The organism is Pseudomonas sp. KBS0707 (assembly GCF_005937945.2).
GTDB lineage: Bacteria > Pseudomonadota > Gammaproteobacteria > Pseudomonadales > Pseudomonadaceae > Aquipseudomonas > Aquipseudomonas amygdali.
In genome coordinates this window covers 2,673,030-2,699,666 of record NZ_CP041754.1, presented here as the reverse complement: position 1 = coordinate 2,699,666, position 26,637 = coordinate 2,673,030, and the positions used below count along the sequence as shown (strand labels likewise).

The following is a 26,637-nucleotide window of genomic DNA, read 5'->3' as shown; positions in this document are numbered from 1 at the left end:
CATGGCCTCACCGATAGAAGTCCGCCTGCACATGACCTACCCGGATTTCACCGTGCGTACCGACCTGACCCTGCCGGGGTCGGGCATCACAGCACTGTTCGGGCCTTCAGGCTCGGGCAAGACCACCTGCCTGCGCTGCATTGCCGGGCTGGAAAAAGCTGGCCAGGGCTTCATTCGTGTTCATGATGAAGTCTGGCAAGACACTGAAAAAGGCGTTTTCCTCGCTCCGCACAAACGGGCGATCGGCTATGTATTTCAGGAAGCCAGCCTGTTCCCGCACCTGTCCGTGCGGGCCAATCTTGAATTCGGCATGAAACGCATCCCGCGTCAGCAGCGCAACATTCAATTGCCGCAGGCCACTGAACTGCTCGGCATCGACCATCTGCTGGAGCGCAGTCCTGACAAGCTGTCCGGTGGGGAGCGTCAGCGCGTGGGCATTGCACGCGCACTGTTGACCAGCCCGCGCCTGATGCTGCTCGATGAACCTCTGGCAGCGCTGGACGCCAGGCGCAAAAGTGAAATCCTGCCGTACCTGGAACGCCTGCATCGGGAGTTGGACATCCCCATGCTGTATGTCAGCCACGCTCAGGATGAGGTTGCACGCCTGGCAGATCATCTGGTGCTGCTTGAAGCCGGCAATGTACTGGCCAGCGGCCCGATTCGCGAAACACTGGCGCGGCTGGACCTGCCACTGGCCATGGGCGGCGATGCGGGCGTGGTCATTGAAGGCACGGTCAGTGCCTATGATCGTAATTACCAGTTACTGAGCGTGACGCTGCCCGACAGCACATTGTGCATGCGCGTCGCACACGCCGAAATGCAGATCGGCACCCTTCTGCGCGTCAAGGTTCAGGCCCGGGATGTCAGCCTGAACCTGCAACCCGACGATCAAAGCAGCATTCTCAACCGCTTGCCGGTCACGGTGATGGAGGAAGCGCTGGCTGACAACTCGGCACATGTGCTGGTGAAACTGGACGCCGGGGGCACGCCTTTGCTCGCGCGCATCACGCGCTACTCCAGTGACCAGTTGAACCTGCACAGAGGCCAGTCGCTCTGGGCGCAGATCAAGGCGGTTGCCGTACTGGCCTGATGCCCTGAAAAACCGGTCAGTCAGCAAATAAACGGCACCACGGTAAAAGATCGAGGTCAGTGTTTTTAACTGCCTTTGGAAATTAGCCATGCCTGACTCGACTGCCATCAGCCAGCCCGCCAGTGACCTGCATTATGTAGACGACACTCAGCCGGGCCTTACGCGCAAGGTACTGCGCGGCAAATTCGCCTACTTCAACATTGAGGGTAAACGCATCAAGGACGAGTCGGAGATCAAGCGCATCAACGCGCTGGCAGTCCCGCCCGCCTACACCGATGTGTGGATTTGTGCCGACCCGATGGGCCACCTGCAGGCTACCGGACGTGACGCACGCGGCCGCAAACAATACCGCTACCACCCGCGCTGGCGCGAGATACGCGACCAGGACAAATACTCGCGCCTGATAGAGTTCGGTCATGCGCTGCCCAAGGTTCGCAAGCAGATAGAAGCACAACTCGCGCAGCCGGGTATGGGCCGGGAAAAGGTCATGGCGACGGTCATTTCATTGCTGGATGCGACGCTGATCCGCATCGGCAACAGCCAGTACGCCAAGGAAAACCGCTCATACGGCCTGACCACGCTGCGCAACAAGCATGTCGAGGTAAAGGGCGGCCAGATCCTCTTTGAATTCCGGGGTAAAAGCGGCGTTGAACACAAGGTCAGCGTCAAGGACCGGCGCTTGGCCAATGTGATCAAGCGTTGCATGGAATTGCCGGGGCAGAATCTGTTTCAATATCTGGACGAAGATGGCGTACGCCACGCAGTGACGTCATCCGATATCAACGCCTACCTGCAAAGCCTCACCGGCTCGGATTTCACCGCCAAGGATTACCGGACCTGGGCAGCGAGTGCGCTGGCGCTCGCGACGTTGCAGAAACTGCATTGGGAGCCGGAGGCCGACGCCAAGCGGCACATCGTCGATATGGTCAAGGCGGTCTCGAAACAACTGGGAAACACCCCTGCCATCTGCCGAAAATGCTACATCCACCCCGCAGTACTGGAAGGCTTCCTGCTCGGCAACCTGGCCAAACTTCCCCGCTCCCGGCAACGCAAAGGCCTGCGCCTGGAGGAAGTCGCCCTGGCGAGCTACCTGCGATTACTGGCTGACAAGGTCGAGGCTGTAGTGAGCGATGCGGTGGTGAAAGAGAGCAAAGCCTGAGCCGTCTGAACGCGGCACGTCAGCCTTTGCTCCAATAAAATTTCGTAGCCTCATGATTTACCAAGCATTTCCGGCAGGCAAAAAAGCGGCATTCCGAGTCATTTGTGACGCTTTCAAGCTTGCTTCATGGGGGCCGGGTGTATATATTCCCTGCTCTTGGCGCTACCGCCCCGATGGCGAAATTGGTAGACGCAAGGGACTTAAAATCCCTCGTCCTTTGGACGTGCCGGTTCGACCCCGGCTCGGGGCACCATTTCAAATCAAGGGGTTAAGTGACTTTACTCACACACCCCTTGAGCTTCACGCTCCGCAATAATTAATGCTGCTCCGCAATTAGTCGTAAACCCTGCCCCCGGCGTCCTGCCGACGAACACCCAACCCGAAACATTCAAGCACTGCACGCACGTAATAAATATCCGTGTTGTCGAGCATTATTTATCCAGTTGAACACGACAATTTACATATGCATCACTACCAGGCTTGGCACCATAGGACTGGCACTTTGAGTCATCCGCCTGAGCTTTTCGACGGGTAGCCTCCTGGTAGGCGTCTATACGCTCATGACGGCGCTCGTACCCTTTCGTCCCGGGCAGACAGTCATCCTGCATGACTCCCAACGCACAATCACCGGGGTGGTTAGCGCACCCGGAAAGCGCAAGCGCAATTAGCACAACCACTTGTAGCTTCATCAAGTACTTCTCCGGATTTCCCACCCTGCCCGCAGGTTAGTAACAGATCGTAAAAAGCGCCATGAAGGACGCCTAAACCTTTCGTATACCGAACTGAGCGACCTTGACTGTCGAGCTCTGCGCTACTCCAGCGGCCAGGTACAGCCCCATGCGCGAGGTGATCACCGTCTCGGTCAGGTCAACAGTACCGCGCTGCGTCTCAAGTTGCCCGATAAAGCTGGCGGGTAGCGTGAAAGGTTCCTGATATTTGTCCATCGATCGATAGTAGATGGTCGTGGACGCGCCGTTGACGGGCTTGGTGAATGTCAGCTCAGCCTCCCAGCCCAGGATGCCGCGCGATGAGCCAGCAATCTCCACGGCTGAAACCATCTCGATGACGTCTCCGGCTGCCAGATTTGTCGTGGTGACGTTGGCTGTGGGCTGTACATAAATGTAACCGCCCGCCGCCGCAAGGGTCCCTCCCAGCTCAATGCACTGCGCCTCACCATAGGCGGCCGGCTCCTTGTACCAACGAGTCGTGATGCCGCTCAGGCCAGAGCCCACTGCCTTGTAGCTGTCCGCCAGAACAGAACCGGCCACGGCGTTCACACCGGCCGGGAGCGTGCCGCCAGTGCCCGCCAACAGCGGGTTGGCATTGAGGCAGCCGAACGGGCGAATGGCTGAGTAGATGTCGCCAGCGTCTGTAGGCAACGGGATGCCGGGGAATTCGAAGTTGGCGGTGATGATCGGCACCACCCTGGAACTGATGAAGTCGGCACCCAAGATGTTCGGGTGTAGGCCTTCCACCGTCATTGCCTCGGTGAAGCCGTCCCAGATGTTCACCACCGGCACAAACTGGCTGACATAGCTTAATACCCAGTCTTTGTACGCAATGGCATCGGCCAGAGCCTGACCGGTCAGCGCCTTGCTGCCGAATCGCGGAGTTCCGGTACCGACGATCAGGTACTTGCCCGGAGTGTTCAGGAACGCCGTGACGATCTTCATCACGTTAGCTTTCGTGTCCGCCAGGTTCATACCTGCCGTGGTGCTGTCGTTGGTGCGGGACAACAGCATCCAAAGGTCGGCAGTGGACGATGCTATGCAGGCCGGCAGCCGCGCCAGGAACTGACCGGTGTGGTCGCCGACCTTGCCCTGGTTGTCGAGGTAGCTGGGGAATAGTCCGGTGCGTGCCGCGATCATTGCCGCGTAGCCGTAAGCCTCGGTTCCATACACGGTCGCGCCGATGGTGTGACAGTTGCCAGAGAAGCTATCGCCCAGCAGGCCAAGGCCACGGCGTATCGGCTGGCGGCGCGGAGCCTGATTGATCAAAAGGCTCATCGCGTCACCTCAAAGTAAGCGCCTGCGGTCGGGGTGATCCGGGTATAGGAGCTACCCAACTCTAGAAGATACCCGCCGTCCTTGGCGAGCGTATCGGTCACCACCCAGCTATCGCCGGCCTTTTTCTCAACCGTCACGGTGCCGCCGTTTGCTTTGACGATCAGCATCGTCCGCCCCATGTCTCTTTGAATCAGCTGCGTCGTGGCCATTTTGTTGTTCCGTTACTCAGAGGTAATCAACGATTTGTAGGAGCGTTCGCAAGCCAGCCCGGCTATTCGGGATTGGTCATAAGCCTTTGCCAGCTCTCCCGCTCGCGCGTCAGCCCGGCCGAGCAGTTCGGAGAGCACCATGGCGGCGCGGGTGGCTGCCTTGCCTCGTTCGGTAGCTCCGGTATCGCTGGGCACACAACTTGCTGTGGCTGCCAGCTTTCCTGCTTGGATGCGCAACCGGTCGCCAGCAGCGTCAGCGACAGCAGCATCAGTAAGCGCAGCGGTCTGTTCTTGTCTTGCATCGTTCGCCACCTGGTTGGCCGCATTCTGGCGGCGTTGCTCTTCGGTTCGGTACTCGGTGGCCGTGGTGGCCACCGCTTCGGATTGGGCGCTGACTTCCTCGGCCCACTTCGCCTTCCAGGCCATATCGGTGACGGTCACGCCGTGCCGGTATGCCCCGTACAACGCACCGGCTAGCGCCAGCAGGATCAGCAGCGCGCCGCCGATCCGGTATGCGAATCCGCTCATCAGCGCGCCCATGACTCCTCCCAATTCGGCAGATCGACCGTTTGACCGGCAAGTGCGTGCGTACAGTCACCGAGATATTGGATGCGACCGTCTGTTACGAATGAGTGGCAGACTTTTCCGAATCGACTGGTGAAAACCGCCTCTCGACCGCCTTTCGCGTAAATCGCGTCGTACTCGGCCTCTTCTTCTGGTGTCATCACGCTGCGCCCATCCGGCGCACCTGTCGTTCGAGCCAGCACAGAAGGCGTAAAGGTTGGCGTATCGGGGTTGCCGTTGTATCCCCAGTTAGGCCCCGGCGTTCCCGGGGAGTTGACCTTTATGCTGTGAGGACCGTTGCAACCGTTGCAGAAGAACCAGACCGAACCATCCACCCCCATACCCAAGCAGCGGCCTATAGTTTTAATCGCGCTCATGCCAGCACCTCAAGCGCCCGCGTATAAAGCGCCTGCCGATCTGCCAAGCCGTTCGTGCCGCCGTTGATGCGCTTGGTGATGGTCACGAACTCGCCCTTGTCGGCCAACGTATTGAGCGCGGCCCGGTGCCAGAACCACGCCGCCGACATAGCGGCGTGCTGCGCCAGCTCGAGCAATTCGGGATGGTTGATCAAATCCAGGCCCAGCGCTTCGGCGCACTCGGCATAGTTTGCCCGTCCGGTGATCTGGATCAGGCCGCGCCCACGGTATTTGGAGCCATCGCCCGGCACGGTATTTCCCAGGTCTTTGCGCCCCTCGTACCCCAGCTGCTGCGTAGTTGGGCCCCAGATCTCCCGCACGTAACGCAGCTGACCGGACTCATGGCCGACCTGGGCGATGAACGCAGCGATGCGCAGCGGGGTAACGATCTGGTACTTGCTCATCGCTGTGTTGAGGGCGGGTGCAAAAACGCCGGCTCTCTGGCCGGCGTTCGGGAGGATCTGCAGCAGCTGCGGCGCTGTGATGGACATTCGGTTTTCTCCAAGCAAAAAAATACCCGCTCGATGGCGGGTTTCGGTGGCGGGTGTATGTCAGGCCAGTGGCTCTTCAACCAGCATCGGCGCGGCGGCGATCTCTGGAATAGCAGGCGCGACCGGCCAGACCGGTGCCTGATACCAGGTCGGCTGTGCCGTGACCTTGCCCAGCGCGAACTTGTAGGCCTTCCACGCCTTGAGGACAGGCGCGAGTGCTTCTGCTTCCTCTTCTTCCTCCTCGGTTGCATCGCCTGCCTCGATGCCATAGCCCAGGGTTTCAATACGATCCTGAATGCGGGCGATCTGAAAAGCCGCGGCGCTGTTTCGTGCCGCAAGGTCTGCCTTCGCAAGGGCAAGCTCGCGCGCCGCCTGCTCGGCATCTTTCATTTTTTTCGTAATGAGCTGAGACCAGTCGATCACGCCGACTTTAGATACCGGTTCAGGTGAGGGTAGCGCTGGCTCAACTGGGTCATCGGTTGGCAATGGATCAGGCAAGGCAATGAAACCGTCCGGGACGTCAGTAAGCGGCACGGGAAATGCCTGTTCCTGGCTGTAGTTCGCAGGATTTGGCAATATCAGTGTCAAGCTGAGCACCCCGCCCTGCTTATCAACCTCACCGTCAAACCATCGAGACTTCACCGATCCGCGCGGCAGGGTGTCGCCGTCAACCATTATGGAAAAGTCGAAAGTCTCACCGTTGAGCGTCAACTGATCACCCAATTTGAAAACCTGCAACGTTTCTTCCATTCGAACTGACGAAAACTTTATGTTCATCATGCGAACCACCTGCCAATAGCGGTATAACAAACATATCCAGATGTTCCGGATACAGGAGATACAACACGGGCAGTTACGGAATTCACTGTAGTCTGCCCTTCAACTGCCGCCCAGCAGTAATATGAACCAGCTGTGACCACATTAAGCGTTACGCTCGGGAACGCTCCTACAAATGAGAACGGAAACGTAAAGGAAACGTTGTTACCGGAGTGGAACAAGCTACCCCCTGCGGTGTTAACTGCCAAAGCGTTTGCGCTAACCCCCCTGCATATCATCAAGCCACTTGCAAACTTTACGTAACTGCCATTGTTGTTTGAGCCCTCCTCAACAATAGCTCCCGTTGGAATGCCGCCAGTCTGGGAGACCGTTCCGACTATATTTCCTTCGTGATATAGAGTTCGGGCAACGTTGCCCATTGAAAAACCGCCGAGCTTAAACTTATTGTCGGTATCCAGCCCCAAGTGAACACCAAAAGCAGTGTCTCGGATAAATGTCATTACCGCTGACGCGTTGTTGTTAGCGTCATTGGATATCCGCAACGCAGTTTTGCCCTCATTGTTGGTTTGGTTGATCGAAGCGATACCGGGCGGCGCACCAGAAATAAGGCTTGTGCCAATGGATGAGTTCCCCACCCCCAAGCGCACACCACCCAATGCCTGGATGGCCTCGCCTGCTGTCTTCTTGCCTGTACCACCCTGCTCAATCGTCAGAGCCGTTGTCAGTGCAGAAAGGGAAAGGATGTCGCTGTTGTTCCCACTGGCCGCTGCCGCAAGCGCTGTACGCACGCCTGCCTGGGTGCCGGAGTTACCCAGCAAGGCAAGCGTATTGCCAAATTGATTCACGAATGCCCGAAGCGCGTCTGCAGAATCCTTGACGTAGCCCTGCAATGGGGCAAGTGCATAGCCGCCCGCGTTGTTGGTCGCTCCCTGATAGTTTGGCGCAATCGACATCGCGGTATTACTGGCGATGTTGGTCACCTCATAGCGTGGCGATGACTCGGCCCTGCCCTTGCTCCAGGTCCTGCCATCGGTCAATGATCTTGGCGCGCAGCTCTACGCTGTACCCAGAAACCACGACCATCGTGTCGCGATATGAAAGCAGGAACTCAAAGTAGACTTGCCCGTTCTGTGGGTGGGTGTACGGAATATAGGGGGTGTCATTCCTCGAAACGACACCCTTCTCAATGAGACTGCGCACTGTTTTGAGCACATTGTCATGAGTGCTCCCAGTCAGATCGGCGATTTCACGCGATGACATCGTGCGCGCCACGTTTTGCGAAGGTGCAATTTCGTGGCGCGGACGGTCAGAGTTGACGACGTGTTGGGAAATGGGCATTATTCGCTCCAGAACGTTTTTGCAAGCGATGTAAAAAGAGCCGGGATTGCGCCCCGGCTTTTTTGTGCCTGCGATTTGGTGGTTGGGTTGTTCATTCAGCAGTTCCTCAAGAGTCCCTCAGGGGCTAATCAGCCCTTCTCCCGATTGACCTGACCTTTCCCCTGCTCGGGGGTGGTCGTGACATCCGGTCCAATTCCTTGTTGATGATTTTTGCTCCCAGCTCTTCGGGGGATATCCCTTCCCGCTCCGCCAGCAGCTCCAAATTGCTCAGTCCGATCCCGTCAAGCTGGACATCCAGCTGTTTTCTTTCAGGCACAGGGCCTCCTCGGCAACTTCAGGCCACATCAGTCTTTGCGGTAAGCTCTTCCATCATCTGGTTCAGCCCGCGTTCGAGGATCTCGCGAGCCAAAACGGCTTTCTGCGTGCGCTGATACCTGGCCATGGCGGTCAGCAGGTCGTCGGCCACCTCATCCAGGCGGACTTTGGTGGGCTTGTCGTGCATGTGGCTAGGGTCAAAGTGCATCGTTTTTCTCCAGTGGCTGATGAATGGGTTTAGGCGGCAGAAAGCTCTGGCCAGATCTGACGCCAGTCTTCCGGGCGTAGATCTCGCCTGGTCACGGCGCCGTTGGTGGCGGACTCGGTGCGGACAGCTATTTCTGCGGATGCAGTCTTGTGCCCATAAGCGATAAGTCGGAGGTAGGCGCGAGTTGTGCCGGTGTCCTGAACCTGCGCATCGGTTGCCGTTTTCAGCCAGGCAAGCAGGCTTTGATTTTTGCTCCGCATCGGGAACCTCCGTATAGATGTACGGATTATTACCCACAGGTAATGATCAAATCAATACCCACAGGTAATTTACCCTACGGTAACAGGCGGCGATCATTGGGGAATGGATATTTCAGAAATTAGGCGAATCAACCTTCAGCACCTAACCGATACTCAATTCGGTGGTGTGAAGGCTAAAATTGCAGCGAAGCTTGAGCGTGAAGCGAGCTACATTGCGCGATGCTTGTCGCTTACGGTTGCCCCGGAGAATCGCAAGAAGATTGGCGAGGATTTTGCGCGCCATATCGAGGAAAGGCTCGGCCTGGAACGGTATGCTCTTGATAGCCCATCACTTAACGCCGGCAAGCGTGACGATGCAGGTGGCGGCGTAGCCTCATCCGCATCAGAGCCTTCCAACGTTGCGATGATCGCCCAGCCAGAGCGGATGTACCGCTACCCGGTTGTGAGCTGGGTAACTGCGGGCACCTGGTCTGAAGCGGTCCAGCCATTCCCGGACGGTTTCTCCGATCGGTACGACGTCTCGGACTACAAGGCGAAAGGCCCGGCGTTCTGGCTGGAGGTCAAAGGCGATTCGATGACGTCCACGTCCGCCCCTTCTATCCCTGAAGGCTCGCAGATCCTGGTCGATACAGAGGCTGACGTTCGCCCAGGCAAGCTAGTGATCGCGAAGCTGGCCGACAGCAATGAGGCGACATTCAAGAAGTTGGTGGAGGACGGCGGGGTCAGATACCTGAAGCCGCTGAACCCGGCCTACCCCACTGTGCAGTGCTCGGATGACTGCAAGATCATTGGGGTTGTGGTCAGGTCGCTGACGAAGTTTGCATGAAAGCCGAGCCATATGGCGTGGCGGGGATTTGTGACAACAGGGAGTACTTATGACTGATGAACTAACGCACCGCAGATCATCCAATTTCCAAGATGAGTACGTAGACAAATTTACGCCCGTAGCTATCAGCTGGAACGGCTCAGAGCGCATGCACGTCACGTTTGGTCGAGACTCTTTGGAGGTTCTAAAGGAAAAAATAGTCCCCGACCCTGAGGATAATCGGCGCGCCATCCTTACTAAACCCAATGTAGCTGGGTATAGAAATGATGTTGTGGCCCTTACGATGCCGCTGGATGTGGCAGCAAAACTGGGTCATGAGCTTCTCCGAATGGTGGGACAAGCAAAGAAGCGAGCAGAATCTGGCGGTGCTCAGTGAGCGGCAAATTCGGCATGCAGCACATCTACGCACCTGGCGCACCTGACGACGGCAGCGATGAGTATGTGATCGCTAGCTACAATTTTGCTGGCTCCAGAGAAAATGAAAGCTACATTTATTCTCTTGATCAGATCGAAGAGCACAGTCGCGACCACGACCTTGAGCCGCGTGACAAAGCCATGGATGAAGACGATACTCAACTTATGAGCGAACCACACGATTACCGACATGAACTTTCCCTTCGCGACGACCAGATTCGTCGGGAGATGGACCTGCGCCAAGAGTCTTTCCGGGCAGAACAAGCTGCTCGCGACAAAGCGCTAGATGAGAAGTTTTCAGGTTTTCTTGCTGCACAGACGGAGCGGGATAAGGCATCTGATTATAGGTTCGGCCGTATAGAGTCTGATCTCTCCAGCATTAAAGGTGATCTGAAGACGGTAAACTCAGACGTCCATGAGATCCGACGAACTTTGGCCAGATACATGGGGGGCATAGCTGTAGGTGCTGCCGTTGCTGGCATCGTAATAGGCGCGGCGGTGAAGTTTCTTTTTAATTAGCGATATGAGCATGTCCAAAGCCCGGCCCAGCGCCGGGCTTTTTCATTCCTGAACCTCCCTCCCGATCTGACGCAGCCCGCCACTGAGCGGGCTTTTTTGTGGGCGCGTGAAAAAAGATTACCTACAGGCATTGACGCTATGAGTTACCCACAGGTAATGTTCACCCATCGAGACGCGAAACAGCCCCTCAACAGGCCCAGCGGATCGAACCGCTCTTTACACAACCTGACGTGACCCAACGACGTACCGGCCAACCCGGTGGCGAGTAAGCTAAACCGTCGTCCATGCAGCCTCTGGTAGCTGCCGTGCTTCCACATGCAAGCACGCGAAACCACGCAGACAAACTGGCAATGCACCGAACACGAAATGTGCGGCGCTGGTGAGAGATGACTCGCACTTAGCGTGGTGGAGATAGCCGAAAGGCAGCCCAGGAAACCGTGGCGCGTAACGGAACCCCAGCAACAGCAGATTTCACTAGATGCCATTCCATGAGTGGCATCCGGGAAATCACGGAGGTAACGGATATGGTTAAGCGGGCCTACCAGTGCGGGGAGTGCCATGACGTACACAACAATCACTTCCAGGCGAGCGCTGCTGCCAGCCTGAGGTTATTGATGTTTTCGTCTGCCCCGTCTGCGATCAAGCGCACGAGGAAGAACATGAAGCTGAAACGTGCTGTGAAACGGCGATTCCTCATGGGGAAACATCTGATTGCCCGCGATGCCTAAGGCGGCACGACGAAATACAGCATGCGGCCGAAGTGGAGATAGCAGGCCATTGCTCGGTGTGCGACCCAGCCTTTACAGTCGATCAGAAATTCAAAATCCAAGATCGGATAGACGATCATAGATATGAGCATGAGCTGCTGGTCAGGTGAGGTCAGCGTTTACCCAGCCCTGGCGCGCCTCCACCAACGATGTGAACCCATCCAACAGACCTGGTTCGGTCTGGCGCGCATGGCAGATAAGTTTCGTCGATGTATTTAGTGCACACCTTGCACATGCTCGGCGGCCTTTCCCATGTTGAGTGAACCGAAAATTTTGCATTGCATCGCCAGCAGAATTTCTTGAGCCACTCGCCGCCAGGCGCAATCGCCTTAGGGGCCAATTTTGGCGGGGCCTTGATCGTCTTTGAAGGAGTCTTTTTCGAAGCTTTCTTTGCCTCTTTGATAGCTGCCCTTGCCGCTTTGCGATTCGGCTTCTTCTTGCTGGTGTCTTCGGCAATTTGGCGAAGCTGCTCGATTTTGTTCAGCAGGGCGAACTCAATCCTTAGCTCGACTATTAACGCATCCTCATCCGATTTCGGCTTTGGATGCATCGACTCTTTCAATTCCATGGCGCGCGCCTCTGAATTCATCTTCATCGAAGACTATCAGAGGCAATACGCCAGCGCCATATCGTTCGAATCGGTAGAGGAAAAACTATGAAAATTGAATGTGTCGCCGGCATGGACCCGGCGCGAAAGCGCTGTGTGGCGGTCGGCGAGAACAGTGCTGAAACGCTGGCTGATTTCCTGGCTGACGGCCTGATCATTGTCCCGGTGATGATCGAGAACGCACGGAAGCTGTTCGGGCAGGACGATATCGATGTTTACGCAATAGTCCAAACCGTGTGGATGACTCGCTATGCGGTGCCAGCGGTAGAACAAGATTTCACCGGCTGGCCTTGGCGACAGGGCCAGACGGGAAATCAACCGAGGGTGCAGAAGATGACCATGGAACAGAGAGCGCCCTACCCGCGCTCAGCCGACAACGCGGACAAGATGAACCTGCCGGAAGGTATGACCTGCGGCGACTGCGTGCACTGCCGTCGTTGCACGATGATGTTCGGCCACATACCGGAGGACGAGGCGTGTGACTGGAGCCCGTCGCGCTTCACGCCGGTGAAGGTGGTCGCCTGACGATTTACTGATGCCGCTTCTATGAGGCGGCATTGGAAATCAACGGAGAGATACATCATGAAATTTGCAGAACTGGAAAAGAAACGCATCAGCTTGCTGAAGTCGATCAGCGATGAATTGGCGCGACACAAGGCAGCCGCCGACCGCTTCAAGGCTGAACTGGTCGAAACGGTCAGACTGATCACCGCGTCTGCCGACGGCATCGACCTTGATGCGCTCAAGCTTGCCGAGTCAGTCATTGAGGTGCGCGGCACCTTCGACAAGGCTGGCGATGATCGGGCGCACGCACTGCAAAAGGCGATCGATGACCTCGCGAACGGCGGGCAGTCACTCAAGAAGGCCTATGTCGGCACGAAGTCATAAGACCGCTGGCACGGTCAGTACATCGAGTGCGGTTACGGCATGGGTCCATCTCACGGCAGTGTCATTTTCTCCATCGGCATCCGCCGAAGCGAACTGGGCCGCGACCTGACGGAGGCTGAGATAGAAGCCGCTCTGTACTACCTTCGCAACCTGCATAAGATCCAGGCCGCTACGGCATCGGCGGCCGCCTGAACCAAACAACCAGCGCCAGCGTCAGCCTGACGAAAACTGCCCGATCCCTGTCATAGCGCCAGGCTGTATCGGAGTGTGATCTGTAGCGAAGCATCTAAGCGCGGCGAGTGGTTGCAAATTGGTGGATCGCTACCGCCAAGGATGAGACAGACCCGCCAGATCACACCCCGATGCGGATGAGTACACACCGCGAAAGCGGCCCCCTGCATCAACGCAACAAAGCAGATGAATGCGCAGGCTGATGCGCAATAACTGACTGGCACCCATAACGGCCAGCCCATGACGAGCAGTATGTTGCGGGGGAGATTTGACGCGGCACGCGAAGCTGCCGGTGTTGAGAAGGGAGAGTTTCAGATGCGAGACCTGCGAGCGAAAGCCGGCACGGACAAGGCTGAGTCGAGCGGCGATATCCTTCAAGCTCGCGATCAGCTCGGGCACACCACAGTGGTCATGACTGAGAATTATATCCGCATGCGGATCGGGAAAAAGGTCACTCCAACCAAGTGAATTCTGCACCGCAATTATTTTTACCCCCTTGAATTTAAAGGGCTGCAAGGCAGGTAATTACCCTGTCATGCGGTGCAGGATTATTGCTAACTATCTGTTTATAAAGGATAAGTTTACGGACTTAAAATCCCTCGTCCTTTGGACGTGCCGGTTCGACCCCGGCTCGGGGCACCATATATAGATCAAGGGCTTACGGGGCATTTTGCTCAGTAGGCCCTTTTTGTTTTGGTCCGCAAAAACAGTCGTGGTCCGCAATTCCAAAAAAATCTTTCTCCGGCGTCCTGCTGACGAACACCACTCCCCAAATCTGAAAGACTCAAATACTGTATGCACATACAGAATTTGAGAGTCTCCCGTCATGAACATCGACTACGCCGAAGACTGAGTGTTTCGCGGAGTTCGGGTTGAAAGAGAAGAACAGATTGTTTATAAGATTGGATCCAAATATGAGGATTTGAACATGAAACCAGGCTTTGAAATTGGAATCTTGAGCTTCGCCCTTCCTCTGGCTTTTTGCCTCCTATACCTCGCTGGCCGTCAGTTACGAACCCTCGGGGCTTGGATGGACAACACTGATAAACCGAAAGAACGAGCCAAAGCCTACTTAGTAGTGGCCATCTTATTTGGCTTTGTCATGGGGTCGTTGATGCAGCCTCTATACAACAAAGGCAGTGAATGCTCGGCTGTAGGCCAACCACTGGTGCCATGCCTTTTCAATAGCTATCGGTGAAGCTTCAGACCCGATTGGGCGCAAGGCCAGTCGGGTTTGAACCCAGGCAACAACGCTTCAGCAGGCCAGACATTCGGCGCGAAATGCGAACCTGCTTCGGCGTTGTGGTAATAATCTTCATTCGGCACGTTGCTTGGCCCGATGGAGAAGGATTCCTTCAGATCTCCCGGCGCACTTTCTTCCAGAGAATATGAAAGGCTCTCCTCGGCTATCGCACTGTACCCACGCACCATCTCCGGGCTGGGACGATCAACCTTGCGTTTTTCCGCCAGCGGCAAATCAAAGAACTGGCGGGTCAAACCGGAGACCTTATCAATAAGCTCTTTGGGAATCTGGTGCTCGGTGATTGCCAGAAACCCAATGTCCTTACACGCTTGATTGACTGCCTGCGCCACGGCTGCCTTGCCGTCCGGTTCTCCTGAAAAATAAGGGGCCAGGTTGATAATGGGCACATAGTGCAGAGTCATACGGCTGCTTCCTCTCGCTGACACGGTGCGGGAAAGTTTCACCGGCAAGGGTGAAGGTCAGCGAGACGAGAGCAGAAAGCATGCCACTGCAAGAATTCACAATTCATACAAACAGTTAGCCGTATCGACCGTTCAAGCCAGATCAAACGGTCTGAAACGGAACGCATGGTTTGAATGCGCACAGATGAAAAACGGCCCAGAACTGCGCACATTTATCTCCCGTGCGGATACGCACTTTCAATACGCCGGATGACCTCGGCGGTCGTGGTGACCTCTCCGAACTCATAGGCAATAGTTGTCAGCGATATACGCTGAACGTCTGCGGCTGAAACTGCACCAAAACCGACATCCGGGTAGTCCATTGCAGCATTGGCGTCACTCAGGGCGATAACCTTGTATTCCCGGTGCACGCCGTCCCTGATCGTGGTTTCACAACACACGTTGGTGACCGTACCGCAGACAATGATCGTATCGACATCCCGCGCGCGCAGCACCGTGTCCAGATCAGTGTTATGAAAGCCGCTGTAGAACAGCTTGTCGACAATCACATCATCCGACTGGGGCGCGAGCGCTTCGATAACCTCAACGTCCGGATCATGCCGTGCCAGTATCTGGTCCACATTCGGGTACAAATCGCGCATGCGCCCGGTGTCCGAACCATCGCCGCGCACGATATGGCGCAGATAAATCACCATCACCTGAGCAGCTCGTGCGGCCTGCAGCAGCTTCTGGATCGGCTGGACGATATCCGCCGTACTTTTTACGTACAACGCTCCAGTGGGCTCACAAAAGACTTTTTGCATGTCTACAACAATGACCGCCGTTCTGAGCGGGTTGATCGGCCATCGGACAAGGGGTTTGCTCATCGGGTTTACCTCGGCTATGCCTGACAGGCTGGTTGGGCATGGCAAGCAATAATCGTGCTCCATGTGACAGATCAATTCCCGGCGAAACAACCATCCATTGAACACCCACGGCGATCATGCAACACCGACGGGCATGTGCCTCGCGCGCTAGCTCTGCCGTCCCAATTGCATTGAAAACACAAGGAACGTAGTCATGAAGCCAGGTTTCGTAACGCAAAAAGAGTCGTGTGTACCTCATCTGAAAATTCAGTGCCTTCTATTGCTCACGCTTGCTTTGACGGGATGCGGAACAATCAACACAACGTTCAGGCCCGATTCCGTCGCAGGTGAAAAGCTCACTGACTGGAAATCAAATTGCTCCTCCATTCCGCGCGTTTACAGCGGGGTCATGCTCGATTTCTGTGAACTGAACGCAGAACCCAAACAGAGTAGCGCTTATCAGAAGACCAATGCTCCCGAGTGGGTTTTACTGGACATGGGCTTATCAGGCATCGTAGATACATTGCTCCTGCCTTACACGATTTATCAGCAAAACCAATACGGCTATATCAACGAAAGCCGCTTTAAATAGCGGCTGAGCTCGGTTTTCGGACCCCATCACTTTCATCGCGCCCAATAAAAAACCCCGCAGACGTTAATCTGCGGGGCTTTGAATAGTGGAGGCCGAGGTCGGAATCGAACCGGCGTAGGCGGATTTGCAATCCGCTGCATAACCATTTTGCTACTCGGCCTCAAACGAAAGATGCTTCACTTAAACATCAAACGTATTTTCATTTCGCGGGAAACCGGTATTTCTTTGGCTTCCAACCCATTGAATCTAAAGGGTTTTTTTCAATTCCTCGCTCAGGAATGGACGCAATTCTGTACTGCTTCGCATGTCATGTCAAGAACGAGGAGAAAATAATTCGCTCACTGAGCGCAGGTGTAACAGCTAATCAACCTGACGCTCCAGAGGCGCATACGGTTTGAAGAAGCCTGCCCCCATCCAGTGCGGTGTTTTTTCCGTGGTCAATGGCTGGGCGCGCTGGTAGCTGTTCGCGTTTTTCGAATAGCCTTTGTGGTCGTACTCGGCCATGAACGGGTACGGGAAGACCTTGCGGGTACGTCCGCGATTACCGACGTTTTCATTGACCATCGATGCTGGCAGGGCTTTTGGCAGCGGTCTCTGCCGGTTGCCAGCCTTCTCGGGGCCTGCCTGTCGGGCGACAATCGCATCCGGTGCCTGGCTTTTTTCAACCCAGGCCATGATCGGCGTCAGCAGATCAACCAGGCTTGGCCCTTCCCCGCCGCCGCAGTGATAAACACCGGGCAACATATATAGCCGTGAGAACGCCTCGGTGCGTGTCTTGCCCATCTGTGCTTCGACCGCCTCGTGGTACGCCAGGGTGTTGAGCGGCGAGATGTTCGGGTCGGCCCAGCCGTGCCAGAGAATCAGCTTGCCGCCGCGGCTGGCGAATGGTGACAGGTCCGGGTTGGTGGCATCGTATAGCGCATGCAGCGAGCGTAGTTGATCAAAGGTTTTCTTGTCGAAGTTCAGTGCGTTCAGATCGAAATCCGCGCTCGGGTTCTTTTCGAACACCACATTGCGAATGGCCTCCAGTGCAGCCGTTTCGCTGTAGAAGGGCTGATCGGCGCTGACCGGTACGAATACGCCCGCCCAGGCCAGTTCCGAGCCAGGCTGCGGCCCGCCCAAGGTCAAATGTTCGCCACTGACAGGGTCTTTCGGCCCCTCGTAAAAACGTCTGACAGCAGCCACTTCTTCTGCGCTCAGGCAATTGGCAGTGTCGGCTGCTGTCTTGCATTGCAGTACGGCGGGGTCGAAGTGGCAGATGCGTGGGTCGGATACAAGGCCATCGATTTGCCCGTCCAGCACATCACATTGGGCGAGTACGGCCTTGTGCAGCAGTGGCAGTCTGGACGCGAACAGAATCGGCTTGCCGTCTGCCCCTCGGTTGGAGCGGGCCATCCAGCCGTGGTACAGCGTTTTCTGTACCTGAAAGTTGAGCGCAGGAGCCCCGGCGATGATGCCGTCGAAATCGTCCGGGTAACGCTGGGCCTCGATCAGGGCCTCGCGGCCGCCGTCCGAGCAGCCACTGAAGTAGGCGTATTCGGCTTTGCGGCCATAAAACGCAGTGATCAGTTTCTTCGACGCCAGCGCGGTGAGGTGCACGCCACGGTGAGCGAAATCGGCGCGTTTCTGCGGGTCGTCGCCAAAATGGTTATCTGCCGCCTGATGCCCCATGTCGGTGGAGGCTACTGCAAATGCACCGGTATCAAGCGGCTTACAGCCATCAGCGGCGCGTACGGTCGAGTTGATGTTGCCACACAGCCCACCGCAGCCGACTTGCAGGTAGCGTTGTGCCCAAGTGCCGGTAGGCAGTTCAAGCCTGAAGTTTATCTGCGGTGCCAATCGGCCTTCCACGGCACACACTGCTACATCGTTGCGCATTGATTCACTGGCCGATAGCACACGACTGCCCTGCCCGCCGATATCGTTGAGGTCCACGCCGGTCAGCGCAGAGCACGCGCTGACCGGCTTGACCACCGCAAGCCGGGCAATGTTGTAGGCAGTTGCAGAGGACGGCGTACGAGCCTGGGCTGGCGTCTGAATGATAAGTGAAGTGACCAGCAGCGACAGAGCGCGGACGTACTTCGGCTGGGAGGGTTTCATGAGAACTCCTGTTCATGAAGGATCAAAACCACAGTGCGAGCACCTAAATGACCGCACTGCAGGTAAGGGTAAAACGTTTAAGCGAGGCAATTATTCAAAGGCTAGTAGAAAAAGTCACCCCGGATTCCATCCGCCGCCCATGACCTTGTAGAGCGTTACCCGGTTGCTCTGCTCGGTAAGGCGAAGGGAAATCAGCTCCTGCTCGGCACTGTACAGCGAGCGCTGGGACTCAAGTGCCTCCAGATAACTCTGCGACCCGCCGCGATACAGGGCATCGGCCAGTTCGTAGCTCTTGCGACTGGCATCGGTGTAGGCCTGTTGTGCAGCCACCCGCTCGTCCAGCGTGCTGCGCACCGCCAGTGCATCGGCCACTTCTTTGAACGCAGTCTGAATCGTCTGCTGATAGGTCTGGATCTGAATCTGGTTTTCCACCTTGGCCGAGTCAAGCGTGGCCCGATTGGACCCGCCATCGAAAATCGGCACGCTGATGCTCGGCGCAAAGCTCCATGAGCCGCTCCCGGACGTGAACAGACCTGACAGGCTGGTACTGGCAGAGCCTGCATTGGCGGTGAGGGTGATGCTGGGGAAGAACGCGGCACGCGCTGCGCCAATGTCGATGTTCGCTGCTTTGAGGCTGTGTTCGGCGCTCAGCACATCCGGACGACGTTGCAGCAGGCTGGAAGGCAGTTCGTCCGGCACCTGCACCAGTTGCGCCACGGATGGCACGTCGGCAGTGGGCAGAAGCTCCTCCGGCAGATCGCTGCCCACCAGCAGGCGCAGGGCGTTGCGGTCCTGAAGAATCTGGCTTTTATACTGCGCCACATCGCCCCTCGCCGACTCTACCGTGGTTTGCGCCTGAGCCACTTCCAGGCCGGAAGAGCCGCCCAGAGCATGGCTGCTTCTGGTGAGGTCGTAGCTTTGCTGCTGGCTGGCCAGCGTATCTTCAGCCAGTTTCAAAAGCTGGTTGTCGGCAGCCAGGGTGAGCCAGCCGGTCGCGACTTCGGCAATCAGGCTGATCTGCGTGCTGCGCCGGGTTTCGGTCAAGGCCAGGTAATCCTCGAGCGCTTCGTCCTGAAGGTTCTGGATACGCCCGAACACATCCAGTTCATAGCTGCTCAAGCCTAGTTGCGCGCTGTACTCATGGCTGATCGACGACTTTCCGGTCATTGAGGTCGATGACGGCGTGCGTGTATGCGTGCCGCTGCCGCTGGCATCAATGGTCGGCAGGCTCGCTGCACACTCGATACGGTATTGAGCCTGGGCTTTCTCGACATTCAGGCTGGCCAGGCGCAGATCACGGTTATTGACCAACGCCAGGGTTTGCAGACGTATCAAACGCTTGTCGGTGAAAAAGTTCTGCCAGTCGATATCCGTGGGCACGCTACCTGACGCGACAGGTTGGCTCGCCGTCGCCGGCAGCCATTGGCTCGATACAGGCGCTTCGGGGCGTTGATAATCCGGAGCCAGGTTGACGCAGCCCGTGAGCAGCGCCGTGACAGCCAGCGAGGGCCAGAAAAGACGCATCATGCTTCACCTGTAGATGTGGATTGGGCAACCGGAGCATTGCCAGCAGAACGACTGAAGCGGCGACGGACTTCGACGAAGAACAGCGGCACCAGGAAAATACCCAGCACGGTGGCGCTGAACATACCGCCCAGCACGCCAGTGCCGATTGCATTGCGCCCAGCCGAGCCTGCGCCGGTGCTGAGGGCCAACGGCAGTACACCGAACATGAACGCCAGCGAGGTCATAAGAATCGGGCGCAGGCGTTGCCGGGCAGCAATGAGGGTGGCGTCACGCAGGCTTTTTCCCTGTTCCTGAAGATGCTTGGCGAACTCGACGATCAGAATCGCGTTCTTTGCCGCCAGGCCCACGGTGGTCAACAGCCCGACCTGAAAGTACACGTCATTGCTCAAACCGCTGAGCCGTGTCGCCAGAACCGCGCCGACAACGCCCAGAGGCACCACGAGCATGACCGAAAACGGTACTGACCAGCTTTCATACAAGGCCGCCAGGCAGAGGAACACAAACAGCACTGAAACCGCGTAGAGCATGGGTGCCTGAGAGCCGGACAAACGCAGCTGGTAGGACTGTCCGGTCCATTCGTAACCGATGCCTTCGGGAAGCTGCTTGATGATTGCTTCAACGGCATCCATTGCCGTGCCCGAGCTGACACCCGGCGCAGGATCACCCACCACTTCAAGCGACGAATTGCCGTTGTAGCGTTCCAACAAGGGCGAGCCATAGCTCCAGCTACTGCGGGCAAACGACGAGAACGGGACCATTTCGTCATTGCTGTTGCGCACGAACCAGTGGTTCAGATCGGCTGATTGCATGCGCGAAGCAGCCTCGCCCTGCACGTAGACTTTCTTCACTCGCCCCTGGTTGAGGAAGTCATTGATGTAGCTGCCACCCAGCGCAGTGGACAGGGTCGAATTGATGTCGCTGGTAGACAGGCTCAGCGCACCGGCCTTGCGGTCATCGATGGTCACTTTTAACTGTGGGGTGTCGTCCAGGCCGTTGCTGCGCACGCCCAGCAAGCTCGGGTCCTTCTTCGCCAGCTCGATAAACTGCTCGCGTGCCGCGACCAGCGCCTCATGCCCCACGCCGCCAAGGTCCTTGAGCTGCACATCAAACCCCGAACTCTGCCCCAGCCCGCGCACCGCAGGCGGTTGCATGACAAACACGCTGGCGTCGCCAATGCTTGCCAGCGCCAGCGTTGCCCGCTGAGCCACCTGCGCTGCGCCCTGCCCCTTGCCGGAGCGCTCGCTCCAGTCCTTGAGCTTGATGAACGCCCTGGCAGTGTTCTGGCTGTTACCGCCCATCCCCAGCCCGGAGATACTGATCAGTGCCTCGACCTCCGGCTGCTTGAGCATGTAGGTCTCGAACTGCCTCATAACCGCTTGCGTACGGCTGTCGGTAGCGCCTACCGGCAGCTGGATCTGCGCCATCAGCGCGCCCTGGTCCTCATCCGGCAAAAACGATGTGGGCAGGCTGACATAACCCACCGCCATGGTCACCAGCACCAGCACGTACACCAGCAGAGCCCGCCCGCGATGGTTGATCACACCGCTTACGCCTCGCTGGTAACGGTCGGCGCTGCGGTCGAAGGAACGGTTGAACCGGCCGAAAAAGCCGCCCCGTTGTGCATGCAACTGAGCATCCGAGGCTTTAAGCATCGTTGCGCACAACGCTGGCGTCAGGGTCATTGCAACCAGTACAGAGAGCAGCATGGCCGAAACGATAGTCACCGAAAACTGCCGGTAGATAATCCCGGTGGAGCCGCTGAAAAAGGCCATCGGGATGAATACGGCGCTCAGCACCAGCGCGATGCCGATCAGCGCACTGGTAATTTCATCCATCGATTTGCGGGTCGCCTCCAGCGGGCTCAGTTGCTCTTCGCTCATGACCCGCTCGACGTTTTCCACCACCACAATCGCATCGTCGACCAGCAGGCCGATGGCCAGGACCATGGCAAACATGGTCAGGGTATTGATCGAATAACCGAACAGCGCCAGGACGCCGAAGGTGCCCAGCAGCACCACCGGCACAGTAATCGCCGGAATCAGCGTGGCGCGCAGGTTCTGCATGAACAGAAACATGATCAGCACCACCAGTACGATCGCCTCACCCAGCGACTTCACCACCTCTTTGATCGACAGGCTCACGAACGGTGTCGTGTCATAGGCAATCACCGTCTTCAGTTGCATCTGCGTAGGGTAGAACGGTTCCAGTTCCTTGAGTTTGGCCTTGATCGCTTCGCCAACGCTCAGCGCGTTTGCGCCTGACGCCAGTTGAATGCCCATTGCCGCCGCAGGCCTGCCATTGAGCGCCGAATTGATATCGTAGCTCTCGCTGCCCAGTTCCACCCGCGCCACATCGCGCAGAAGCACGACAGCGCCGTCACTGGAAGATTTGACGACCACGTTCTCGAACTGCTCAGGCGTCTGCAGCTTGCTGCGGCCGCTGATGGTCGCGTTCAGTTGCTGGCCGGTCACCGCAGGCAAAGCGCCCAACTGGCCTGCCGAGACTTCGGTGTTCTGCGCCTCCAGCGCCGAGCTGATGTCGGAGGGCATCAGTGCGTACTTTTCCAGCCTGGCCGGGTCCAGCCAGATACGCATGGCGTAACCCGAACCCAGAGTCTGCACGTCGCCGACGCCATCCACACGGCTGAGTTGGTCGAGCAGCGTGCTGGAAATGTAATCACCTATCTGCGTACCCGTGACACTTTCGTTATCGGATGCCAAGGCAACCAGCATCAGAAAATCGGAACTGCCCTTGGTCACCGTCAAACCTTCACTCTGCACGCTTTGCGGCAAACGTGATTCAGCCTGTTGCAGCTTGTTCTGCACCTGCATCTGCGCCACATCAGGGTCGGTGCCTGCGGCGAAGGTCAGGTTGATGCTCGCACTGCCCGCAGAGCTGCTGGAGGCGGACATATAAGTCAGCCGGTCCAGCCCCTTCATCTGCTGCTCGATGACCTGGGTAACCGAGTCTTCGACGGTCTTGGCCGATGCGCCAGTGTAGGTGGCCGAGATCTTTACCGTCGGTGGCGCGATATTGGGGTATTGCTCAAGTGGCAGCTGGCTGATGGACAACCCGCCGGCGAACATGATGCAAATGGCAATGACCCAGGCGAAGATGGGGCGATCAATGAAGAAACGAGCCATGTTCAGTGCTCCTTCACGTCAGTGGCAGCGACAGTGCCGCTCGGCGATGGCGAATTCGGGCTGTCGGCGTTCTGAACACTGACTTCGGTGCCCACCGGCGTTTTCTGCCCGCCCTCGACCACCACCTGCTCATTGGCCTTGAGCCCGCTGCTCACCCACCACTGGTTGCCCACTGTGCGGTCGACACTGATCACCCGCTGCTCGATCCTGCCGTCAACCACCAGCAACACTGTGGTCTGGCCGCTGGCACTGCGGCTGACGGCTTTTTGCGGAATCAGGATCGCATTTTGATCCTGCGCCTGCTCCAGCACCGCTACCACGTACATGCCCGGCAGCAACAGCCGCTCGGGGTTGGCAAAGCTGGCACGCAGCGTCACGGTGCCGGTGCCGGTGCCTTCATTGACGCTGACGCCACTGAATTGCAAGCGGCCGTCGTGGTTATAAGTGCTGCCGTCATCCAGCTTAAGGGTGATTCGGGCTTGCCCATCGCCGTTGGTTTGCAGCTTTCCGCTGGCCAGGTCGCGCTTGAGACGCAGCAACTCGGTGGTGGACTGCGTGACATCGACGTAAATCGGGTCCAGTTGCTGAACCGTGGTCAGCGCCGTGTCCTGCTGGGCCACCACCAATGCACCGGGGGTGACGGTCGAGGTCTCGATACGGCCACTGATGGGCGCGGTAATACGTGTGTAAGCCAGGTTGATGCGCGCGGTCTGCACATCGGCCTCCGCCACTTTTACCTCCGCCGCAGCGGTCAACAGACTGGCCTCGGCGTCTTCTTTATCCTGCTGGCTGATGGCATCTATCTTTGCCAGTCCAATATCTCGCCTGGCGGTCGCCTGCGCCGATTTGAGCGTGGCACGGGACTTGGCGAGCGTGGCCTGTGACTCCGCCAGCGCAGCCTGGTAGGTCGCACTGTCGAGCTGATACAAAGGCTGGCCGGCCTTGACGTCTGCCCCCTCGACGAACAGCCGCTGCTGAACGATGCCACTGACCTGCGGCCGTATCTCTGCGACCATGAACGCTTGAGTGCGCCCCGCCAGCTCGGTGGTCAGCGCCTGGCTGCGCGGCTGGACAGTGATGACCGACACGCTTGGTTTTGGCGCAGCGGGCGGCGGATCATCCGCCGAACAACCGCTCAGAAGACTGATAAGGGCTGCGTAGATGACAAAGGTCACCGTTATCAGGTATTTGGCGAAAATCTTGCTCGACATGTTTGCCTCAGGACGTTGTGGCGAAAGCCTGATGTCAGAGTGCGAGGCAAATGTGCAGGAAAATTGAAGATTGCTGCGCCGACTTGAAACTTGCGGTCACGAAGGCCTAAATGGACGCCGTCTTCAGGGAAAACCCGAGCCTTCATGAAATCGAGCATCTCCACCAAATTATTTGTCGCGGTACTGGCCAGCGTGCTGTCAGTGATCCTGATCATGGGTCTGACTGCGAACTGGAGTTTTGCCCGTGGCTTTCTGGGTTATCTCAACGAGCAGGCCATGCAGCGTATGTCGCCGGTCCTGCCGCGGCTGGCCGTGGCCTATGCTCGCGAAGGCAGTTGGGAGTTCATGCGTGACAACAAGGATCGCTGGTTTGAGGTGATGCGCCCGGAGCCCGCACAGGACTTCGCCATTCCCGGACTGGCAACACCACCCACTTCCGATCTGACTGGTGCAGTGTTTCGAATCGCCCTGCTGGATGCGCAGAAGAACCTGGTAATGGGGTTTCCGGGCGTGCATGACGATGAGTTCATGCGCCCGGTGGAAGTCGCCGGCAAAATCGTGGGCTGGCTGGCCGTCACACCCTTTCAGAGCGTCAGTGAAGCGGGTGGCGAGCGCTTTCAGCAGTATCAGCTGCGCGCCAGCCTGGCGATGGGTGTGCTGTCGCTGCTGCTGGCCGTGCTGATTGCCTGGTGGATTGCCCGCACGCTGCTCGACCCGGTCAAGCGTGTGGCCGCTGCAACCCATCGGCTCGCCGCCGGGGAATACAGCAGCCGCGTGGCGGTTTCCTCCAATGACGAGGTAGGCCAATTGGCTCGCGACTTCAATCAGCTGGCCTATACCCTGGAGCGCAATGAAAAGATGCGCCGGGAATTCATGGCCGATGTCTCCCATGAGCTGCGCACCCCACTGTCGGTACTGCGTGGCGAACTGGAAGCCATCGAGGATGGCGTGCACACCCTGGATCAGGCATTGATGAAGTCGCTACAGGGTGAAGTCGGCATGCTCAGCAAGCTGGTGGATGATCTCTACGAATTGTCGCTGGCGGATGTGGGCGCCCTGACCTACCGCAAGGTCGACTGTGACCTGGCAGAGCTGCTGACAAACATCACTGAGATGTTCGAGGAGCGTTGCGCCGCGCGTCAATTGAGTTTGCAGCTGGAACTTGCGACTCACCCCTTGTCGGTACACGCAGACCCAGGCCGCCTGCAACAGTTGATCAGCAACCTGCTGGAAAACTCGGTGCGCTACACCGATGCCGGTGGCACGGTGCAGGTTCGCGCAGCCATGCGCGATGATGAAGTGTGTATCGAAGTCATGGATTCCGGCCCCGGCGTCGATCCAGCACAATTGCCCAGGCTGTTCGAACGCTTCTATTGCGGTGAAACATCGCGTAACCGCGCCAGCGGTGGTGCGGGTCTGGGGCTGGCGATCTGTCACAGCATCGCCCTCGCCCACGGCGGCAGCCTCAGCGCCGAACACTCGCCCACAGGCGGCCTCTGGCTGACCCTGTGTCTGCCTGGACGGCTGCGACCATGACCTCCATGACCACCGAAACGCCGATTCTCATTGTCGAAGACGAACCCAAACTGGCATCGCTGATGCGCGACTACCTGATCGCTGCCGGTTATTCGACCCACTGCCTGAGCAACGGTCTGGAGGTGGTGCCAGCAGTCAGAGCCCAGCCGCCGCAACTGATCCTGCTGGATATCATGCTGCCCGGTCGCGATGGCATGGACATCTGCAGGGAGCTGCGCAGTTTCAGCGCCGTGCCCATTGTCATGATCACCGCGCGGGTCGAGGAAATCGATCGTTTGCTGGGCCTGGACCTCGGTGCGGATGACTACATCTGCAAACCGTTCAGCCCGCGGGAGATGGTCGCCCGCGTCAAGGCAATACTGCGTCGCACTTCCTCAACCGACCCGCACACGCCCAAGGGTTTGCAGGTGGACGAAGCGCATTATCAAGCCTCGTTCAATGGTGTCAGCCTGGACCTGACCCCGGTTGAGCTGCGTCTGCTGGCCACTTTCGCCCGCTCACCGGGTCGGGTCTTTTCCCGAGACCATCTGCTGGACCGGCTCTACTCGGATCATCGCGTAGTAACCGACCGCACGGTGGACAGCCACATCCGCAACCTGCGTCGCAAACTGGAGCAGGCCTGTCCTGGTCAGGACCCGATCCAGTCGCTTTACGGCGTGGGCTACAAGCTCGAGCTTTGACCGTCACAGCGTTGAGCACACGTCATCATCCATGCCGTTCCAAGCACCCAACATCGGACGCGGAGCGTCCAGAACGGCATGCGACGCAGAGCGACGCACGATAGTTACGATGATCGTTCCGCACGCTCCAGCGTGGGAATGCCGTTCGTGACGCTCCGCGTCACAAATCTGCGCCGCGCCGCAACCTCAAGACCGGACGCAGAGCGTCCAGAACTGCATGCGACGCGGAGCGCCGCACGATAGTCGGGATTAT

At 57.7% G+C, this 26,637-nt stretch carries 27 protein-coding genes, 2 tRNA genes and 2 pseudogenes; 13 read left to right on the top strand and 18 right to left on the bottom strand.

All coding sequences use genetic code 11. The features are described 5' to 3' along the window. Nucleotide 1 precedes the first annotated feature (1 nt). The 3 genes from modC to FFH21_RS12780 all read left to right on the top strand — a co-directional run bounded on the left by modC (nt 2) and on the right by FFH21_RS12780 (nt 2,502). The gene (modC, locus tag FFH21_RS12790) at nt 2-1,090 is read left to right on the top strand and encodes a molybdenum ABC transporter ATP-binding protein (RefSeq protein WP_011168559.1); all 1,089 of its coding nucleotides are present in this window, start codon (nt 2-4) and stop codon (nt 1,088-1,090) included. A gap of 88 nt (nt 1,091-1,178) precedes the next feature. Next, complete coding sequence (locus tag FFH21_RS12785) at nt 1,179-2,249, top strand: DNA topoisomerase IB (protein ID WP_004665279.1); 1,071 nt, start codon at nt 1,179-1,181, stop codon at nt 2,247-2,249. Nucleotides 2,250-2,416: 167 nt separating this feature from the next. After that, nucleotides 2,417-2,502, top strand: a tRNA-Leu gene (locus FFH21_RS12780). Between the two features lie 508 nt (nt 2,503-3,010). On the opposite strand, the gene FFH21_RS12770 is transcribed toward FFH21_RS12780, so the two are convergent. The 10 genes from FFH21_RS12770 to FFH21_RS12715 all read right to left on the bottom strand — a co-directional run bounded on the left by FFH21_RS12770 (nt 3,011) and on the right by FFH21_RS12715 (nt 8,833). Continuing rightward, complete coding sequence (locus FFH21_RS12770; protein WP_011168557.1) at nt 3,011-4,255, bottom strand: SGNH/GDSL hydrolase family protein; 1,245 nt, start codon at nt 4,253-4,255, stop codon at nt 3,011-3,013. Next, nucleotides 4,252-4,464, bottom strand: a complete 213-nt coding sequence (locus tag FFH21_RS12765) for a hypothetical protein (RefSeq protein ID WP_011168556.1) — start codon at nt 4,462-4,464, stop codon at nt 4,252-4,254. Before FFH21_RS12765 ends, FFH21_RS12770 begins: the two co-directional genes overlap by 4 nt. 12 nt (nt 4,465-4,476) lie before the next feature. Then, nucleotides 4,477-4,992: a DUF2514 domain-containing protein gene (locus FFH21_RS12760; RefSeq protein WP_011168555.1), complete on the bottom strand. Its 516-nt coding sequence runs from the start codon at nt 4,990-4,992 to the stop codon at nt 4,477-4,479. Then, nucleotides 4,992-5,405 (bottom strand): DUF6527 family protein, encoded by a 414-nt coding sequence (locus FFH21_RS12755; protein ID WP_230383668.1) that lies wholly within the window; start codon nt 5,403-5,405, stop codon nt 4,992-4,994. Before FFH21_RS12755 ends, FFH21_RS12760 begins: the two co-directional genes overlap by 1 nt. Then, the gene (locus FFH21_RS12750) at nt 5,402-5,935 is read right to left on the bottom strand and encodes a glycoside hydrolase family 19 protein (protein WP_011168554.1); all 534 of its coding nucleotides are present in this window, start codon (nt 5,933-5,935) and stop codon (nt 5,402-5,404) included. The genes FFH21_RS12755 and FFH21_RS12750 overlap by 4 nt, the downstream gene beginning before the upstream one ends. Before the next feature lie 60 nt (nt 5,936-5,995). Continuing rightward, a complete protein-coding gene (locus tag FFH21_RS12745) occupies nt 5,996-6,325 on the bottom strand; it encodes a hypothetical protein (RefSeq protein WP_050772291.1) in 330 nt (109 codons plus the stop codon). Between the two features lie 386 nt (nt 6,326-6,711). Further along, complete coding sequence (locus FFH21_RS12735; RefSeq protein ID WP_011168552.1) at nt 6,712-7,692, bottom strand: hypothetical protein; 981 nt, start codon at nt 7,690-7,692, stop codon at nt 6,712-6,714. A gap of 1 nt (nt 7,693) precedes the next feature. Beyond that, nucleotides 7,694-8,050: a Rha family transcriptional regulator gene (locus FFH21_RS12730; protein WP_011168551.1), complete on the bottom strand. Its 357-nt coding sequence runs from the start codon at nt 8,048-8,050 to the stop codon at nt 7,694-7,696. Between the two features lie 334 nt (nt 8,051-8,384). Next, the gene (locus FFH21_RS12720; RefSeq protein ID WP_004418163.1) at nt 8,385-8,573 is read right to left on the bottom strand and encodes a hypothetical protein; all 189 of its coding nucleotides are present in this window, start codon (nt 8,571-8,573) and stop codon (nt 8,385-8,387) included. 29 nt (nt 8,574-8,602) lie between these two features. Next, entirely contained in the window at nt 8,603-8,833 is a 231-nt protein-coding gene (locus FFH21_RS12715; protein ID WP_041924538.1) for a YdaS family helix-turn-helix protein, read from the bottom strand. A gap of 103 nt (nt 8,834-8,936) precedes the next feature. Here FFH21_RS12715 and FFH21_RS30845 point away from each other — a divergent pair, with 103 nt between their 5' ends. From FFH21_RS30845 to FFH21_RS12700, 3 genes are read left to right on the top strand one after another with little or no spacing between them, the layout of a single operon-like run. Then, nucleotides 8,937-9,659 carry a LexA family transcriptional regulator gene (locus tag FFH21_RS30845; protein ID WP_011168550.1) on the top strand — a complete coding sequence of 241 codons (723 nt, stop codon included), beginning with the start codon at nt 8,937-8,939 and terminating at the stop codon, nt 9,657-9,659. A gap of 49 nt (nt 9,660-9,708) precedes the next feature. Continuing rightward, complete coding sequence (locus FFH21_RS12705; protein WP_041924537.1) at nt 9,709-10,035, top strand: hypothetical protein; 327 nt, start codon at nt 9,709-9,711, stop codon at nt 10,033-10,035. Continuing rightward, a complete protein-coding gene (locus FFH21_RS12700; RefSeq protein ID WP_041924536.1) occupies nt 10,032-10,592 on the top strand; it encodes a hypothetical protein in 561 nt (186 codons plus the stop codon). Before FFH21_RS12705 ends, FFH21_RS12700 begins: the two co-directional genes overlap by 4 nt. 879 nt (nt 10,593-11,471) lie before the next feature. Here FFH21_RS12700 and FFH21_RS12695 read toward each other — a convergent pair. Further along, on the bottom strand, nt 11,472-11,927 hold the full coding sequence (locus FFH21_RS12695; RefSeq protein ID WP_134933172.1) for a hypothetical protein: 456 nt from the start codon (nt 11,925-11,927) through the stop codon (nt 11,472-11,474). A gap of 87 nt (nt 11,928-12,014) precedes the next feature. Between FFH21_RS12695 and FFH21_RS30570 the strand changes: the two genes are divergently transcribed. The 4 genes and pseudogenes from FFH21_RS30570 to FFH21_RS12680 form a co-directional block, all read left to right on the top strand. After that, nucleotides 12,015-12,491, top strand: coding sequence for a hypothetical protein (locus FFH21_RS30570; protein ID WP_011168546.1), 477 nt, complete (start codon nt 12,015-12,017; stop codon nt 12,489-12,491). A gap of 57 nt (nt 12,492-12,548) precedes the next feature. Then, entirely contained in the window at nt 12,549-12,854 is a 306-nt protein-coding gene (locus FFH21_RS12685) for a hypothetical protein (RefSeq protein WP_041924533.1), read from the top strand. A gap of 39 nt (nt 12,855-12,893) precedes the next feature. After that, nucleotides 12,894-13,046 (top strand): hypothetical protein, encoded by a 153-nt coding sequence (locus tag FFH21_RS29955; protein WP_011168544.1) that lies wholly within the window; start codon nt 12,894-12,896, stop codon nt 13,044-13,046. Between the two features lie 267 nt (nt 13,047-13,313). Next, nucleotides 13,314-13,553, top strand: a pseudogene (locus tag FFH21_RS12680) (tyrosine-type recombinase/integrase); the annotation flags it as partial. A 765-nt stretch (nt 13,554-14,318) separates the two neighbouring features. Here the strand turns inward: FFH21_RS12680 and FFH21_RS12670 are convergent. Next, a pseudogene (locus FFH21_RS12670) lies at nt 14,319-14,750 on the bottom strand (2-oxoglutarate and iron-dependent oxygenase domain-containing protein); the annotation flags it as partial. A gap of 212 nt (nt 14,751-14,962) precedes the next feature. Next, nucleotides 14,963-15,616, bottom strand: coding sequence for a cysteine hydrolase family protein (locus tag FFH21_RS12665; RefSeq protein ID WP_004665269.1), 654 nt, complete (start codon nt 15,614-15,616; stop codon nt 14,963-14,965). 193 nt (nt 15,617-15,809) lie between these two features. Between FFH21_RS12665 and FFH21_RS12660 the strand changes: the two genes are divergently transcribed. After that, nucleotides 15,810-16,187, top strand: coding sequence for a YceK/YidQ family lipoprotein (locus FFH21_RS12660; RefSeq protein WP_011168541.1), 378 nt, complete (start codon nt 15,810-15,812; stop codon nt 16,185-16,187). An 86-nt stretch (nt 16,188-16,273) separates the two neighbouring features. Here the strand turns inward: FFH21_RS12660 and FFH21_RS12655 are convergent. From FFH21_RS12655 to FFH21_RS12635, 5 genes are all read right to left on the bottom strand, one after another. Then, a tRNA-Cys gene (locus tag FFH21_RS12655) sits at nt 16,274-16,347 on the bottom strand. A 200-nt stretch (nt 16,348-16,547) separates the two neighbouring features. Next, complete coding sequence (locus FFH21_RS12650) at nt 16,548-18,287, bottom strand: tannase/feruloyl esterase family alpha/beta hydrolase (protein WP_011168540.1); 1,740 nt, start codon at nt 18,285-18,287, stop codon at nt 16,548-16,550. A 114-nt stretch (nt 18,288-18,401) separates the two neighbouring features. Next, the gene (locus FFH21_RS12645) at nt 18,402-19,811 is read right to left on the bottom strand and encodes an efflux transporter outer membrane subunit (protein WP_011168539.1); all 1,410 of its coding nucleotides are present in this window, start codon (nt 19,809-19,811) and stop codon (nt 18,402-18,404) included. Beyond that, nucleotides 19,811-22,957 (bottom strand): efflux RND transporter permease subunit, encoded by a 3,147-nt coding sequence (locus FFH21_RS12640; protein ID WP_011168538.1) that lies wholly within the window; start codon nt 22,955-22,957, stop codon nt 19,811-19,813. Before FFH21_RS12640 ends, FFH21_RS12645 begins: the two co-directional genes overlap by 1 nt. Before the next feature lie 2 nt (nt 22,958-22,959). Continuing rightward, a complete protein-coding gene (locus FFH21_RS12635) occupies nt 22,960-24,168 on the bottom strand; it encodes an efflux RND transporter periplasmic adaptor subunit (RefSeq protein ID WP_011168537.1) in 1,209 nt (402 codons plus the stop codon). Between the two features lie 144 nt (nt 24,169-24,312). On the opposite strand from FFH21_RS12635, the gene FFH21_RS12630 reads away from it, so the two are divergent. Both FFH21_RS12630 and FFH21_RS12625 read left to right on the top strand, forming a co-directional pair. Beyond that, nucleotides 24,313-25,704, top strand: coding sequence for an ATP-binding protein (locus FFH21_RS12630; protein WP_011168536.1), 1,392 nt, complete (start codon nt 24,313-24,315; stop codon nt 25,702-25,704). Nucleotides 25,705-25,709: 5 nt separating this feature from the next. Further along, complete coding sequence (locus FFH21_RS12625; protein WP_041924791.1) at nt 25,710-26,384, top strand: response regulator; 675 nt, start codon at nt 25,710-25,712, stop codon at nt 26,382-26,384. Nucleotides 26,385-26,637: the final 253 nt, after the last annotated feature.

Coding starts and splice junctions, on each gene's coding strand:
- modC (WP_011168559.1), top strand. CDS start 2: ATGGCCTCACCGATAGAAGTCCGCCTGCACATGACCTACCCGGATTTC.
- FFH21_RS12785 (WP_004665279.1), top strand. CDS start 1,179: ATGCCTGACTCGACTGCCATCAGCCAGCCCGCCAGTGACCTGCATTAT.
- FFH21_RS12770 (WP_011168557.1), bottom strand. CDS start 4,255: ATGAGCCTTTTGATCAATCAGGCTCCGCGCCGCCAGCCGATACGCCGT.
- FFH21_RS12765 (WP_011168556.1), bottom strand. CDS start 4,464: ATGGCCACGACGCAGCTGATTCAAAGAGACATGGGGCGGACGATGCTG.
- FFH21_RS12760 (WP_011168555.1), bottom strand. CDS start 4,992: ATGAGCGGATTCGCATACCGGATCGGCGGCGCGCTGCTGATCCTGCTG.
- FFH21_RS12755 (WP_230383668.1), bottom strand. CDS start 5,405: ATGAGCGCGATTAAAACTATAGGCCGCTGCTTGGGTATGGGGGTGGAT.
- FFH21_RS12750 (WP_011168554.1), bottom strand. CDS start 5,935: ATGTCCATCACAGCGCCGCAGCTGCTGCAGATCCTCCCGAACGCCGGC.
- FFH21_RS12745 (WP_050772291.1), bottom strand. CDS start 6,325: ATGAAAGATGCCGAGCAGGCGGCGCGCGAGCTTGCCCTTGCGAAGGCA.
- FFH21_RS12730 (WP_011168551.1), bottom strand. CDS start 8,050: ATGCCCATTTCCCAACACGTCGTCAACTCTGACCGTCCGCGCCACGAA.
- FFH21_RS12720 (WP_004418163.1), bottom strand. CDS start 8,573: ATGCACTTTGACCCTAGCCACATGCACGACAAGCCCACCAAAGTCCGC.
- FFH21_RS12715 (WP_041924538.1), bottom strand. CDS start 8,833: ATGCGGAGCAAAAATCAAAGCCTGCTTGCCTGGCTGAAAACGGCAACC.
- FFH21_RS30845 (WP_011168550.1), top strand. CDS start 8,937: ATGGATATTTCAGAAATTAGGCGAATCAACCTTCAGCACCTAACCGAT.
- FFH21_RS12705 (WP_041924537.1), top strand. CDS start 9,709: ATGACTGATGAACTAACGCACCGCAGATCATCCAATTTCCAAGATGAG.
- FFH21_RS12695 (WP_134933172.1), bottom strand. CDS start 11,927: ATGGAATTGAAAGAGTCGATGCATCCAAAGCCGAAATCGGATGAGGAT.
- FFH21_RS30570 (WP_011168546.1), top strand. CDS start 12,015: ATGAAAATTGAATGTGTCGCCGGCATGGACCCGGCGCGAAAGCGCTGT.
- FFH21_RS12685 (WP_041924533.1), top strand. CDS start 12,549: ATGAAATTTGCAGAACTGGAAAAGAAACGCATCAGCTTGCTGAAGTCG.
- FFH21_RS29955 (WP_011168544.1), top strand. CDS start 12,894: ATGGGTCCATCTCACGGCAGTGTCATTTTCTCCATCGGCATCCGCCGA.
- FFH21_RS12665 (WP_004665269.1), bottom strand. CDS start 15,616: ATGAGCAAACCCCTTGTCCGATGGCCGATCAACCCGCTCAGAACGGCG.
- FFH21_RS12660 (WP_011168541.1), top strand. CDS start 15,810: ATGAAGCCAGGTTTCGTAACGCAAAAAGAGTCGTGTGTACCTCATCTG.
- FFH21_RS12650 (WP_011168540.1), bottom strand. CDS start 18,287: ATGAAACCCTCCCAGCCGAAGTACGTCCGCGCTCTGTCGCTGCTGGTC.
- FFH21_RS12645 (WP_011168539.1), bottom strand. CDS start 19,811: ATGCGTCTTTTCTGGCCCTCGCTGGCTGTCACGGCGCTGCTCACGGGC.
- FFH21_RS12640 (WP_011168538.1), bottom strand. CDS start 22,957: ATGGCTCGTTTCTTCATTGATCGCCCCATCTTCGCCTGGGTCATTGCC.
- FFH21_RS12635 (WP_011168537.1), bottom strand. CDS start 24,168: ATGTCGAGCAAGATTTTCGCCAAATACCTGATAACGGTGACCTTTGTC.
- FFH21_RS12630 (WP_011168536.1), top strand. CDS start 24,313: ATGAAATCGAGCATCTCCACCAAATTATTTGTCGCGGTACTGGCCAGC.
- FFH21_RS12625 (WP_041924791.1), top strand. CDS start 25,710: ATGACCACCGAAACGCCGATTCTCATTGTCGAAGACGAACCCAAACTG.